General features: G+C 63.4%; 11 protein-coding genes and 1 pseudogene. 10 read left to right on the forward strand and 2 right to left on the reverse strand.

Annotation, left to right across the window (positions count from 1 at the left end; genetic code table 11):
* Positions 1-4 precede the first annotated feature (4 nt).
* The 5 genes from gcvPB to D0550_RS25735 all read left to right on the forward strand — a co-directional run bounded on the left by gcvPB (position 5) and on the right by D0550_RS25735 (position 8,067).
* The gene (gcvPB, locus tag D0550_RS25715; protein WP_116812073.1) at positions 5-1,465 is read left to right on the forward strand and encodes an aminomethyl-transferring glycine dehydrogenase subunit GcvPB; all 1,461 of its coding nucleotides are present in this window, start codon (positions 5-7) and stop codon (positions 1,463-1,465) included.
* A complete protein-coding gene (locus tag D0550_RS25720) occupies positions 1,462-1,833 on the forward strand; it encodes a diacylglycerol kinase (protein ID WP_116812064.1) in 372 nt (123 codons plus the stop codon). The genes gcvPB and D0550_RS25720 overlap by 4 nt, the downstream gene beginning before the upstream one ends.
* Positions 1,834-1,893: 60 nt before the next feature.
* Positions 1,894-4,749: a trypsin-like peptidase domain-containing protein gene (locus D0550_RS25725; protein WP_116812065.1), complete on the forward strand. Its 2,856-nt coding sequence runs from the start codon at positions 1,894-1,896 to the stop codon at positions 4,747-4,749.
* A 55-nt stretch (positions 4,750-4,804) separates the two neighbouring features.
* The gene (locus tag D0550_RS25730; protein ID WP_116812066.1) at positions 4,805-5,848 is read left to right on the forward strand and encodes an L-threonylcarbamoyladenylate synthase; all 1,044 of its coding nucleotides are present in this window, start codon (positions 4,805-4,807) and stop codon (positions 5,846-5,848) included.
* A 143-nt stretch (positions 5,849-5,991) separates the two neighbouring features.
* On the forward strand, positions 5,992-8,067 hold the full coding sequence (locus D0550_RS25735) for a DUF4369 domain-containing protein (protein ID WP_116812067.1): 2,076 nt from the start codon (positions 5,992-5,994) through the stop codon (positions 8,065-8,067).
* Positions 8,068-8,070: 3 nt separating this feature from the next.
* Here D0550_RS25735 and D0550_RS37350 read toward each other — a convergent pair whose 3' ends face one another.
* Both D0550_RS37350 and D0550_RS25740 read right to left on the reverse strand, forming a co-directional pair.
* Positions 8,071-8,451 carry a hypothetical protein gene (locus D0550_RS37350; protein WP_479687847.1) on the reverse strand — a complete coding sequence of 127 codons (381 nt, stop codon included), beginning with the start codon at positions 8,449-8,451 and terminating at the stop codon, positions 8,071-8,073.
* Positions 8,428-9,571: pseudogene (locus D0550_RS25740) on the reverse strand (AAA family ATPase); the annotation flags it as partial. The gene D0550_RS37350 and the pseudogene D0550_RS25740, both read right to left, overlap by 24 nt.
* Positions 9,572-9,974: 403 nt before the next feature.
* On the opposite strand from D0550_RS25740, the gene D0550_RS25745 reads away from it, so the two are divergent.
* The 5 genes from D0550_RS25745 to D0550_RS25765 all read left to right on the forward strand — a co-directional run bounded on the left by D0550_RS25745 (position 9,975) and on the right by D0550_RS25765 (position 13,292).
* Positions 9,975-11,213 carry a type III PLP-dependent enzyme gene (locus D0550_RS25745; protein ID WP_414717342.1) on the forward strand — a complete coding sequence of 413 codons (1,239 nt, stop codon included), beginning with the start codon at positions 9,975-9,977 and terminating at the stop codon, positions 11,211-11,213.
* A 27-nt stretch (positions 11,214-11,240) separates the two neighbouring features.
* The gene (locus tag D0550_RS25750) at positions 11,241-11,939 is read left to right on the forward strand and encodes a 2-phosphosulfolactate phosphatase (RefSeq protein WP_116812068.1); all 699 of its coding nucleotides are present in this window, start codon (positions 11,241-11,243) and stop codon (positions 11,937-11,939) included.
* The gene (locus D0550_RS25755) at positions 11,936-12,277 is read left to right on the forward strand and encodes a DMT family protein (RefSeq protein WP_116812069.1); all 342 of its coding nucleotides are present in this window, start codon (positions 11,936-11,938) and stop codon (positions 12,275-12,277) included. The genes D0550_RS25750 and D0550_RS25755 overlap by 4 nt, the downstream gene beginning before the upstream one ends.
* Positions 12,274-12,723: an HIT family protein gene (locus D0550_RS25760; RefSeq protein WP_116812070.1), complete on the forward strand. Its 450-nt coding sequence runs from the start codon at positions 12,274-12,276 to the stop codon at positions 12,721-12,723. The genes D0550_RS25755 and D0550_RS25760 overlap by 4 nt, the downstream gene beginning before the upstream one ends.
* A 164-nt stretch (positions 12,724-12,887) precedes the next feature.
* A complete protein-coding gene (locus D0550_RS25765; protein ID WP_116812071.1) occupies positions 12,888-13,292 on the forward strand; it encodes a TfoX/Sxy family protein in 405 nt (134 codons plus the stop codon).
* Positions 13,293-13,418 lie beyond the last annotated feature (126 nt).

Genomic DNA, 13,418 nt, shown 5'->3' on the forward strand with positions numbered 1-13,418 from the left:
CCACATCACCGAACCGTTGATCTTCAAACATTCGCGCGCCGGGCGCAGCGCTGTCGGTCAGTATCCGCAAGGAGCTACCGCCGAGGTGCCGGAGAAGTTTCGTCGTCGCAAGCGCGCGGCGCTGCCGGAAGTATCCGAGCTGCAGGCGGTGCGTCACTTCACCCGGCTGTCGCAGCTGAACTTTTCCATCGACACGCATTTCTATCCGCTCGGCTCGTGCACGATGAAGTACAACCCGCGCGCGTGTAATGCGTTCGCGATGTTGCCCGAGTTCCTCGGCCGTCATCCGCTGGCGCCGAATTCGGCCAGCCAGGGCTTCCTCTCCTGCATGTATGAATTGCAGGAGATGTTGAAGGAAGTGACGGGCATGAAAGGCGTGTCGCTCACGCCGATGGCGGGCGCGCAAGGTGAATTCGCCGGCGTGGCGATGATTCGTGCGTATCACCGCGCACGAAATGATCTGGAGCGTACCGAGATCATCGTTCCGGACGCTGCGCACGGTACCAATCCGGCGACCGCGACCATGTGTGGCTGCACGGTGGTCGAAATTCCGTCGCTGCCGAATGGCGACATCGATATCGATGCATTGAAGGCGGCGCTCGGTCCGAAGACGGCGGGCATCATGTTGACCAATCCGTCGACCCTGGGCGTGTTCGAACGTCGCATTCAAGAGGTCGCCAAGCTGGTGCACGACGCCGGCGGCCTGCTGTATTACGACGGCGCCAACCTCAACGCCATTCTCGGCAAGGTGCGTCCGGGCGACATGGGCTTCGACGTGATCCACATGAACCTGCACAAGACCTTCTCGACGCCGCACGGCGGCGGCGGTCCGGGCTCGGGTGCGGTCGGCGTGGGTCAGCGTCTGCTGCCGTTCCTGCCCATTCCTACCGTGGGCAAGGAAGGCGATAGCTATCGCTGGCTGGATGAAAAGGACGTGCCGCAGACCATCGGCCGTCTGTCCGCGTTCATGGGCAACGCCGGCGTGCTGCTGCGTGCGTATGTTTATATGCGCATGCTCGGCCGCGAAGGCATGCATCGCGTCGCGGAATTCTCGGCGCTCAACGCCAACTATCTGTTGGCCCGATTGAAGAAGGCGGGCTTCGATGCGGCGTATCCGGAGCGTCGCGCCAGCCACGAGTTCATCATCACCATGAAGCGCCAGGCCAAGGAGCTGGGCGTGAATGCGATGGACTTTGCCAAGCGCCTGCTCGACTACGGCTACCATGCACCGACCACGTACTTCCCCCTGCTGGTGCCGGAGTGCCTGCTGATCGAGCCCACCGAGACCGAGGCCAAGGAGGAGCTGGATGGCTTCGTCGACGCCTTGATCGCGATCCAGGCCGAGGCCGAGCAGGATGCAGCCAAGGTCAAGGGCGCTCCTTATAATTTGCCGGTTCGCCGTCTCGACGACGTGCGCGCCGCCAAGCAACTCGATCTGACCTACGGAATGAGAAACACTGAATGAGTCCGACTGAGCGCCCCAAGCTGGCCGGCATGCGCCGGCTCCTGCTCGCATTCGTCAATTCATGGAAGGGTTTTCGGGGCGCATTCCGCTCTGAGGCGGCATTCAGACAAGAGGTGGCCCTGGCGGTGGTCTTACTGCCGCTAGGGGCTTACCTCGGTAAGAACCCAGTAGAAAAGGCCCTGCTGATCAGCTCGGTGCTCATAGTGCTGGTAGTGGAACTGCTGAACACTGGCATCGAGACCGTCGTCGACCGCATCGGCCTGGAGCGCCACGAGCTATCCGGCCTGGCCAAAGACGTCGGCTCGACCGCCGTACTGCTATCCTTCGGCGTCCTGGTCGTGATCTGGGGGTTCCTGCTGCTGGGCTGACCGGCCCGCTCCCGTGAATCCTCGCTCGCGGCTCCTTACAGCCTCGAACGCGGTTCACTCATGCATAGAACTCTTGCCGTTGCCGGACTGCTGCTGCTTGCTTGCCTGCCTTCGCATTCCCAGGAGGCGGGATCCCCCTCAGGGGTTGCGCCGGTGCCATCGGCCGCCGTCCCGGTTGCCGATGTCGAAGATTCACGCTGGACCCGGACGCTGGAGCGCGTCGCCAGCGGTGTCGTCACCATCCAGGTCGATTTAACCCGCGCGTTCGACACCGAGTGGAATATGTCGAGCCAGGCGACCGGCTTCGTCGTCGACGCCGAGCGTGGTCTGATTCTCACCAATCGTCACGTTGTAACGCCGGGGCCGGTGACGGCCACCGCGGTGTTTCTGAATCGTGAGGAAGTCACGCTGTATCCGGTGTATCGCGACCCGGTGCACGACTTCGGCTTCTATCGGTACGACCCGTCCAAGCTGCGTTTCATCAAGCCGACCGAATTGAAGCTGTACCCGCAGGGTGCTCAGGTCGGTCGTGAGATTCGGGTCATCGGCAACGACGCCGGTGAACAGCTGTCGATTCTCGCCGGCACGCTCGCGCGCCTGGATCGCGAGGCGCCGAACTACGGTCTCGGCAAGTACAACGACTTCAACACCTTCTATTTCCAGGCAGCGTCGAGCACCTCGGGCGGTTCGTCCGGCTCGCCAGTGATCGATATCGACGGTCGCGTGCTCGCGCTCAACGCGGGCGGCAGCAACGCTGCGGCATCGAGTTTCTATCTGCCGTTGGATCGCGTGACGCGCGCGCTGGACGCGATTCAGAAGGGCAAGCCGGTGGCTCGCGGCACTCTGCAGACGGTGTTTGGTTACACGCCGTTCGATGAAGTGCGTCGCCTGGGGCTGCGTAATGAATCCGAGATCGAGGTGCGTAAGAAGTTTCCGAACACTGTGGGCATGCTGGTCGTGTCCGAAGTGCAGCGGGGCTCGGCCGCCGAGAACGTGCTCGAGCCGGGCGATGTACTGGTGCGGATCAATGGCCAGCTCACCGCGGATTTCTCGCTGCTCGCCAAAACGCTCGACGACAACGTCGGCAAGACCGTGAAGCTGTCCATCGAGCGCGGCGGCGAGACATTGGAGCGCGAGCTGCCGATCCAGGACATGTATGAAGTCATGCCGGATGAGTTCCTCGAGTTCGGCGACGCCATCGTTCACAACCTGTCCTGGCAGCAGGCGCGTCACATCAATGTTCCGATCAAAGGCGTGTACGTCGCCAACCCGGGCTACGTGCTCGGTGCAGCCGGCGTGCCTCGCGGCGCCGTCATCAGTGAAGCCGGCGGTACGCCCATCAACGGTCTCGGCGATCTGGAGGAAGTGCTGTCAAAGCTCAGCGGCGGCCAGCGCGTCACGCTGCGTTTCTTCACGATCGACGATCCCAAGACCGCGCAGTGGCGGAGCGTTCGCATGGATCGCCGCTGGTTCCCGGCACGCGTCTGCAAACGCGACGACAAGCAGGGCACCTGGCCGTGCACGCGGTGGGGTGAGGATGGCCTGGCGAAGAACCCGGAGCCCGCCACGACGACCTTTGCAAAGACTTCCGATCCGCTGATCAACAAGCTCGCGCCGTCGCTGGTGCTGGTGAACTTCGATATGCCGTATTCGGTGTCGGGTATCACCGAGCGCAGCTATTACGGCACCGGCCTGATCGTCGATGCGGAACGCGGCCTGGTGATCGTCGATCGCAACACCGTGCCGGCGCCGTTGGGCGATGTGCGCATCACGTTCGCCGGCTCGATCGAAGTGCCGGGGCGCGTCGAGTACATCCATCCGTTGCACAATCTCGCCGTCATCTCGTATGACCCGAAGCTGATCGGCGCGACGCCCGCCAAGGCGGCGACCTTGAAAACGGTCGATGTGCAGCCGGGCCAGGAGGTGTGGGCTGTCGGCATGCGCGTCGATGGCAAGGTGCAGTCGCGCTCGGCGACGGTCGCGTCGGTGGACCCGGTGGGGTTCCCGCTGTCGCGCACCCTGCAGTTCCGGGAGTCGAACCTGGAAACCATTTCCCTGGTGAATGGACCGTCGGACTACGACGGCGTGCTGGTCGACAAGAGCGGCGCCGTGATCGCGACGTGGGCCAGCTTCGCGTACGAAGCGGGTCGTGAGATCGCGCAGGAGAACCGCGGCATTTCTGCCGAACTCGCGCAAGAAATGTTGCCGCTAGTGCGCGATGGCCGGCCCCTGCATTCGCTCGAAGCCGAGCTCCAGCCCGTGCCGCTGGCCGCGGCCCGCAAGCAGGATCTGCCGGACGACTGGATCCGTCGTTTGGAACAACACAGCCCCGAGCGCCGTCAGGTGCTGAGTGTGGTGCGCACGGTCGGCGGCTCGCCCGCGGACGGGCTGCTGCGCTCGGGCGATCTGATTCTGGATGTCGATGGCACCATCGTGAATCGCTTCCGCGAGGTGGAGCGAAGCGTGCAGAAGCCGTCGGTGCGGGTCACCGTCTGGCGTGACAAGGCCGTGCAGGTCATCGAGGTGCCGACGGTGGCGCTCGGCGGCCGGGACCTGGATCGCATCGTGGTGTGGGCGGGCGCAGTGCTGCAGAAGCCGCACCGTGCGCTCGCTGCGCAGCGTGGCATCGATCCGAACGGCGTGTTCGTCGCCTACTTCTCGTACGGCTCGCCAGCGACGCGTTATCAGCTGTGGGCCGGCCGCCGCATCGTCGAGGTGGATGGCAAACCTGTCGCCGATTTGGATCAGTTCATCCAGGCGGTCAGCGGGCGCGAAGATCGCAGTTCGCTCAGACTGCGGACTGTGACCTGGAACGGCTCGGTCGAAGTCATGACACTGAAGCTCGACAAGCGCTTCTGGCCGACTTACGAGCTGCGCCGGACGGCGCAGGGCTGGATCCGGACGGCGCTCGAATGAGACCGTCCGTCGCGTGTGCCCAACGGGCTGGGCCCCTCTTGCTATCATTCCCCCCATGGCTATAGGACGAGTTCTACAACAGGAGATCCAGGAAGCCGTCGAAGCGCTGCGCGCCGGCGAGCTGGTGGCGTTTCCTACCGAGACGGTGTACGGCCTGGGCGCGAACGCCAACAATCCGGACGCGGTGCGTAAGATTTTCCGCGTCAAAGGTCGGCCGTCGACACACCCGGTGATCGTGCACATCGATCACCCGCGCTATCTGCAGCGCTGGGTGCGCGACATGACGCCGGAGGCGAAGAAGCTCGCCGATGCATTCTGGCCGGGGCCGCTCACGCTGGTCGCGAAACGGGCACCGGCGGTCAACGATGTGATTACTGGCGGGCAGGATACGGTCGCGATTCGCGTGCCGAATCATCCGGTCGCGCAGCAACTGCTCAACGCGTTCGGCGGCGGCATCGCTGCGCCGTCGGCAAACAAATATGGCCATGTCAGCCCGACGCGGGCGGAACATGTGCGGGAAGAGTTCGGCGACGATGTGAAGTTTGTGCTCGATGGCGGCGACTGCAAGGTCGGTCTCGAGTCCACGATCATCAGCTGTCTCGCGGATGGTCCGCGCGTGTTGCGCCCGGGAAGCATCAGCCTCTCGCAGCTCAAGGCGGTGGTGCCGACGATTCAGATGGGCCCGAATCCGAGCGCGCCGCGCGTGCCGGGTTCAACGTCGCGACATTATTCGCCGACCACACCGGTCAACGTCGTGCCGAGCCGCCGGCTCGAAACGGTGATGAACGAGTTCACGGCGAACCACGAGAAGGTCGCGGTGCTGGCCCAGCGCCCGCCGGGAACGGCGAACCCGTTCATGACGTGGATCAACGCGGGCATCCGGCCGGAGATTTACGCGCGCAATCTCTACGCGAATCTGCGTACGCTCGATAAGGCGTCGGCGAAGATCATCCTGGTCGAAGAAGTCCCCGAAGGTGAGAAGTGGGACGCCGTGCGAGATCGCCTGCGCCGCTCGGCCAGCGCGGAAAACATTGTGACCTACGATCAAGACATCGCCGCCTGGGTCGCCGACTTCGGCGAAGAGGGCGGGCCGACGTAAGCTCAGCGCGCGGGGCGTTTCTGCCGCGCGCTACGAATAATCCGCTTCCGTTCACATTCCCGCGGGCGAGTGCTATGCACAATCGCGCCCAGGAAATTCTTTGAACTCAGGCGTGGCGACGTTCGCGTCTAGGCGGAGTCGTCATGCGGTTGGTTCGTTTTTCGGCGGTGTGCGCGCTCGCGCTTGGGCTGAGCGGGTGTTTCGACTCCTCGAGCTCATACAGTTCCGGTCCCTTCATCACCACGGTCGGCGGTACGGTCGCCGGACTCGCAGGCACAGTGACTGTCGCGCTCGGCGAAGAGCGCCAACAAATTTCCAGTAACGGTCCGTTCGTTTTCAACCAGCGCCTGGCTGAGGGCCAGTCCTATTCCGTCACCGTCGTCACGCAGCCGGTTCGGCAGACGTGCGTTGTCGTGAACGGCGCCGGCACGGTTGGCGCGTCTACGGTCTACAACGTCCTCGTCAACTGCGCGACGGACGCGCACGCCATTGGCGGCACGGTTTCCGGCCTCGTGGGCTCGGTGGAGCTGCAAGGCAGCGGCGGTGAAATCATCGAGGTCACAACTGACGGTTCGTTTGCTTTTCCAACGCGTCTGAGCGCCGGGCAGCCTTACAACGTGAGCGTGCATCGCCAGCCGGCGGGCTCCACTTGCGTGGTGAGCGATGGCGGCGGGATCGTCGGTGCGGCCGACGTAACGAATATCGCGGTCAACTGCGAAGCGAATACGCATCTGGTTGGCGGCGGCATCACCGGCCTGATCGGTACGCTGGTCCTGAGCAACGGCACCGACACGATTACCACCAGCACCGACGGCACATTCACATTCCCAAAGCCGGTCGCGGCGGGCGCCACGTTTGCAGTGAACGTGCAGACTCAGCCGGCGACGCAGACCTGCAGCGTCAGCAACGGCGTCGGCACGATGGGCGCGGCCGATGTCACTAACGTCACTGTCGTTTGTTCGACCAATACTTACCGCGTCGGCGGCACAGTTGCCGGCTTGATCGGAAGCGTCCAGCTGCAGGTAAACGGCGGCGACACGCTCACCCTCAACGTCGACGGCCCGTTCCAGTTCCCGACAGCGCTCGCGCACGGCAGTCCGTATTCGGTCACCTTGCTGGCTCAGCCAGCGACTCAGACGTGTACTGTTGGCAACGGCTCCGGCACGGTCGGCGCTGGCAACGTCACCAATGTGTCGGTGACCTGCGCGACCAACGCGTACACCGTGGGCGGCACCCTCTCCGGTCTGTCAGGCTCAGCCACGTTGCAAAACAACGGCGCCGACAGTCTCACCCTTAACACGGACGGCAGCTTCACGTTCTCGACGCCAACCGCCGCCGGCGCCCCCTACAACGTGACCGTAGCGTCGCAGCCGGGCGGACAAACGTGCGTTGTCTCCAACGGCACGGGCATCATGGGCACGTCGAATGTCACCAACGTCAGCGTCAGCTGCACGACGCAGATGGCCACGGTCTCCGCGGACGCGAGGGCGATCGTCCCAGTGAACAGCGGCTCTGTCTCGCTCACCGTGACTAATACCAGCACCACGACCACAGCTCAGAACGTGAGCGCTTCCTTGCCATCGGGATGGACAGCGGTGACGCAGGACGCTAGCAACTGCACGTCGGTGGCGCCGTTGGGCAGCTGCACGTTGACCTTCACATCGACGCAGCCTTATGTCGCGCAAGGCGGGATCGAGATCGTCGGCAACAATGTTTCTTCCGGCGCGAGCACAGCGCTGGCGTTTTCCGTCGATGGCTATCTGGTGTTCGTCGTGGGGGTGGCCGAGGCCACTGTTCTGGATAGCGCGAATCTGGCCGACGCCCCGTGGGGCGGGTTCGGGACCGCTGTCGGGTATGCGGCTCAATCCCTGATAAATGGCGCTGCCAATACGGACGCCATCGTCAATGCCCTGGGCCACGGCCCTTACGCGGCGAGCTCGTGCGCGAGCAGCACTCGTGGCGGCGTCTCCGCCGGGACCTGGTACCTGCCAGCGGCTTGTCAGCTCGACGCGCCCACCGGCACGTGCATCGCCGGCGTCGGCACAGCCCATTCGTTAGCCGCTTTGGGATTTCTCAGCCATGGGTCTTACTGGTCTTCGACCGAGACCCCCTTTGACCCAATACTCTTTGGCCAGCTGGTCGCCACGGACACCGGCATCTCCGATGTTACGAAGCTGAGTGTTCATCTTGTTCGCTGCGCGCGCGAGATCAGCTACTAGGGCCTAGTCCGCCGGCACAGTGCGCTCGGCGGCCCACGAGCGCAGTTCGGCGATCTTTTCCGCCATGGTGACGGAGAGCGGGCGCGTGGCGCGGATCTCCTGGAGGATGTGCTGGGCAGAGGCGGGTGCGCCGCTGGCGTGAGCGGCGTACACAGCCGACACAACGGCCTGTTCGATCTCCGCGCCCGAGAAACCGTCGCAGGCCGTGGCCAGTTGCCGCACATGGTTGTCGGCGACTGTGAGGCTCCGCTTCTTCGCGTGGATTCGCAGAATGTCTTCCCGGATCGCGGCGCTTGGGAGGTCGACGAAGAAAATCTCGTCCAGACGTCCCTTTCGTACCAGCTCGGGCGGCAGCGAGGAGATGTCGTTCGCGGTGGCTACCACGAACACTCGCGACATTTTCTTTCTCCGCGAGCCAGGTGAGGAACGTGCCGAGGAGACGGCGCGAGGTGCCGTTGTCGCCGTCGCCAATGGAGACGCCTTTCTCGATCTCGTCGATCCACAGCACGCACGGCGACATCGTGTCTGCGGTGTTCAGCGACTCGCGCAGATTGCGCTCCGACTCGCCGATGTACTTGTTGTGGATGGCTGCGAAGTCCAGGCGGAGTAGGGGTACGCCGAAGATGCCGGCGGCAGCCTTCGCCGCGACACTCTTGCCGCAGCCCTGGACGCCGAGCAGCAGCACGCCCTTCGGCGCTTCGAGGTTCGGCGCGCTGCCGTCGAAGGCCGGTTTCCGCAATCGCAGCCATTCCTTCAGCCGCGTCATGCCGCCGAGGTCGGCGAATTGCGCCGTGTCGTACTCGAACGCGAGCACGCCGCCGCGGTTTAACAATTCATATTTCGCCTGCATCACCGCCGGCAGATCGGTGGGCAGCAGCGCGCCGTCGTCGAAGATCACTTTGCGCGCCAGACGCTCGGTGTCGCCGGTGGACAGTCCGCCGAGATTTTCTACGAGCAGTTCCAGAGACTTGCGATCTGTCTTTACACGTTGACCGTAAGTTCGCGACCACTCCGAAGCGACGCGCTCGACGATGCCGAGACGTTCGTTCCGATCTGGAAATGCCAGGCGCAGCCGAGCGCACAGATGGTCGAGCTCGCGCGGCAGCTGGATCTCGTGGCTGATCAGCACGACGGTGCGAGCGACGCGGTCGTAGTCCTGACAGATGTCCTTCAGCAAGCGCACGTTGACCGGATCGGCGAGAAATGGATGGAAGTCGAGCAGGATGTACACGCCTGCCGTCGGCGTGGAGCGCATGGATTTCAGCACCATGTCCGGCTCGGCATTGTGTTGCTGAGCGCCGGCCAAACTAATGTCTAGCCGGCGCAAACCTTCCGTGACAGTCCACTGGAACACCGGCGTGTGCGCGTTACTGACCAGCGTCGGCGCCAGCGAGGCGAGCAGGGCGACTGCGCGCGGCTCGTCGCGCGTTTCGATGACGATGAGCGGCACGCGGCTTTTCAGCAGCGCTTCCAGTTCCCTGCGCGTGTCTGTCGAGGTGGTCATTTGTGGTGTACGGAAGCTAGGATGTGGCGAGTTCTCGAAACTGTCAGGCCGCCTCTGAGCGAAATGCAACGTTCGTCAGGCGCTCGTCGGGCGAGGACTGAGTGAACGTGGCACGTCTCAGGTTGCGTTTCCTACGTAAAAGAGCCTGCGCGATCTGCACGTCGCCGTGCGTTGGTTGGCGCGTCCCAAATTTTTTTCGCCCGCCGGGATAAAAACTGTGACGGGCTTCTTGCATCGGCGGACATTTTTGCTAAATTTCGCGCCGGCCTGTGTAAGAGAGCACCACGCGTAAGCTGCAGTGCCGCTCGACCAGAACTTGTGAGAGCTTCAGACGTTCAAGCAACCTGTCGCTCTTGTTGGTTGGTTAAGTGTTCGCAGCTTTTTGAGAGGTGCCCAACAGGTGTTGCCCCGCGCAGCCAAGCAGTCGCTCGCCGTTTCTCCGGCTCACTCCTTCGATTCCACCACGCTGACGGAAACCGAAATCCGTGCGCTGGTCGCCCGTTTCGGTTCGCCCCTGCTGGTGGTGGACTGCGAGCAGGTGCGCCGCCAGTACCGCGCGCTCAAGGCCGCGCTGCCGGGTGTGGATCTCCACTACGCGCTCAAGCCGCTGCCGCACGCTGCGGTGGTGTCGTGCTTGCGCGATGAAGGTGCATATTTCGACCTCGCCACCACCGGCGAAGTCGAGCTGGTGAAGCAGCAGGGCATTGCTCCGAGCCGCTGCATTCATACTCACCCGATCAAGCGCGACAGCGACATTCGCGACGCGCTCCGTTACGGCGTCACGACGTTCGTTGCGGACAATCCGGACGAGCTGAAGAAGTTCGTGCGCTATCGCAAGCGTGCCGAGATCCTGATCCGCGTGTCGTTCCGCAGCCCGAATGCCGTGGTCGACCTGTCGAAGAAGTTCGGCTGCGATCCGAGCGCCGTGCTGGGCATGATCGAACAGGCGCGCCGCCTCGGCGTGCGTGTGAAAGGTTTGTCGTTCCACGTCGGCTCGCAGGCGACCGACCCGGCGAAGTACGTCGAAGCTGTACAGGCGTGCACCAATATCATGGCGGAAGCCGTGCTGGCGGGGCTGCCGTCGCTCGACGTGCTCGATATCGGTGGCGGTTTCCCGGTCGCGTACAACGATAGCGTCACGCCGATCGAGGAGTTCTGCCGTCCGATCCGTGCCGCGCTGGCCAAGCTGCCGCCGCACGTGCGTGTGATCGCCGAGCCGGGCCGCTTCATCGCCGCGCCTGCCGCCATTGCCGTGTCGTCGGTGATGGGCAAGGCCAAGCGTGACGGTCGCTGGTGGTATTACCTGGACGACGGTCTCTACGGCTCGTACAGCGGTCAGATGTTCGACCACGCCAAGTATCCGGTGTCGGTGCTGCGCGAAGGCGGCGAGCTGCACGAGAGCGTGCTCGCAGGCCCGACCTGCGACTCCATCGACGTGATCGACGACTGCATCATGCTGCCGGAGCTGGAAGTTGGCGATCTGGTCGTGGGCCGCATGATGGGTGCCTACACCTGGGCCAGCGCCACTGACTTCAACTTCTTCAAGCGCGCCAAGGTCGTCGTGATGAACGAGACCGCCGACGCGCGCCGTGTGGTTCGCCTGCAGCGCAAGGCTGCCGGCGGTCGAGGCCGCGCTGCCTGAGCGCGGGGGCCTGAACGGGGTCGCCGCGTGCAGGTCAGGGTTGTAGACCACGTCGCCGGCGCGCAAAGCGCCGAAGGCATCGCGGTCGTCATCGATGTGTTTCGTGCCTTCTCGGTCGCCGCCTACGCGTTCTCGCGCGGGGCGGCGACCATCATTCCTGTCGCCGAAGTCGATTACGCGCGCGAACTGAAGCGTCAGCACCCGGATTGGCTGTTGATCGGCGAGCGCCACGCCAGACCGTTACCCGGCTTCGACTGCGGTAACTCGCCCAGCGACCTGGAAAAGCTCGATGTCGCGGGCCGCACCATCATCCACACCACTCACGCGGGTACGCAGGGCTTCACTGCGGTGCCAGGCTCGATCGAAACCCTCACCGGGGCACTGGTGAACGCCGGCGCCATCGTTCGCTATCTTCAAGCGCGGCAGCCCGCGGTCGTGACGATCGTTCGCATGGGCCACGAAGCTCGTGAGAACAGCGACGAGGACGATATCTGCGCCGAGTTGCTGCGTTCACGTCTGCTCGGCGAGCCCATGCCGGTCGCAGGCATTCGCGAGCGGCTGCGCCAGGCGTCGAGCGCGCAGAAGTTCTTCGACCCGGCTTGTGACTGGGCGCCGGAACGCGATTTCGAGCTGTGCACGCGGGTCGACGAATTCGATTTCGTGTTGCAGCGGGATACCGGCGCGTCGCCGCCGCGCCTGCGCAAGATCGACGTGCCCAAAGCATGAGTCCCGTTCTGCGCACCATCGTGCTGCTCACCCTGTCGAACGTGTTCATGACGTTCGCGTGGTACGCGCACCTGAAGGAGCTGAATCAAAAGCCCTGGATCGTCGCGGCGCTGGTCAGCTGGGGCATCGCGCTGTTCGAATATTTGTTGCAAGTGCCGGCCAACCGCATCGGCTACACGGTCATGACGTTGCCGCAGCTGAAAATCTTGCAAGAGGTGATCACGCTGACCGTGTTCGTACCGTTCGTGATGTTGTACATGCGTCAGCCGCTCAAGCTCGACTACTTGTGGGCGGCGCTATGCATGATGGGCGCGGTCTATTTCGTGTTCCGCAAATGAGCACCGCCATTCATCGCCTCGTCGATAGCTGCCGCGCCGGCAACGATCCCACCGTAGTTGCACGGCTGCGCTCGGGATGGGCGGTGATGGGCCAGCGCCAGGTGCTGACGGGTTACTGTCTGCTGCTGCCCGATCCCGTTGTTCCACACTTGAACGCGTTGGCACGTGCCGAACGTGACGTGTTCCTTTCCGAGCTCGGCTTGCTGGGCGACGCCGTGCTGGCGGCAACCGGTGCGCTACGGATCAATTACGCGATTTTCGGAAACGTGGAGCCAGCCCTGCATGCTCACGTGCATCCACGCTTTGTGGATGAGCCGGAGCCGATGCGTACCGCCAATCCCTGGGGCTATGACTGGCAGCAGGCGCCGGCATTCGATGCGCAGCTGCACGCGCCATTGCGTGACTTAATTCGCCAGCATCTGCTTCGGCTCGGCGCCACCGTATAAATTTTCCCGCCTCGTTTCCGTCACGTTTTGACGGAATTCCCAGCAGGTCCCTGTCGACTGGCGCACAGTGTCGCCAGCTGGTGACGATCTCGGGTTTACACTCGGGGCTCGCGATGTAAACTCTGCGCTGCTTGGAAGCAATCAGGAAGAGTGAGTAGCTCGATATGCGGGTCAAGTCGAGCCTGGCCAGTTACGTCGCAGAACAACTAGCGCCACTCGGGCGAATTTCCAGTCGTGCGATATTCGGTGGCGTTGGTGTGTTCATCGACGACCGTTTGCTCGCCATCGTGATGGGCGAGAAATTGTACCTGCACACCGATAAGAGCAACCTCGACGATTATGTCGCGCGGGGCATGCAGCAGTTCAAGCCGTACCCGAACGCATTCGATCTCACCACCGATCATCACGAAGTGCCGCAGGACATCATCAATGATGCCGAGCAGCTGAAGCTCTGGGGGCAGCGTGCCCTCAATGCTGCGATCGAGTCGGCGCGTGCCAAACAAATGGCCGGCATCGAGCGCTCCCGCCACCTGAAGCAGGCGAAGAAGCGTGCGAAAGAAAAGAAATAACCCAGGGCCTGTGAACACGCATTTGGTGGGCTGCGACGAGCTATTGGGGTTCAGGGCTAGGCGGGACGACCGCCGTGTACTCTCTGTACACAAGGGAGGCTGTCTCTTATACACATCTGACGCTGC

Source organism: Steroidobacter cummioxidans, assembly GCF_003104955.1.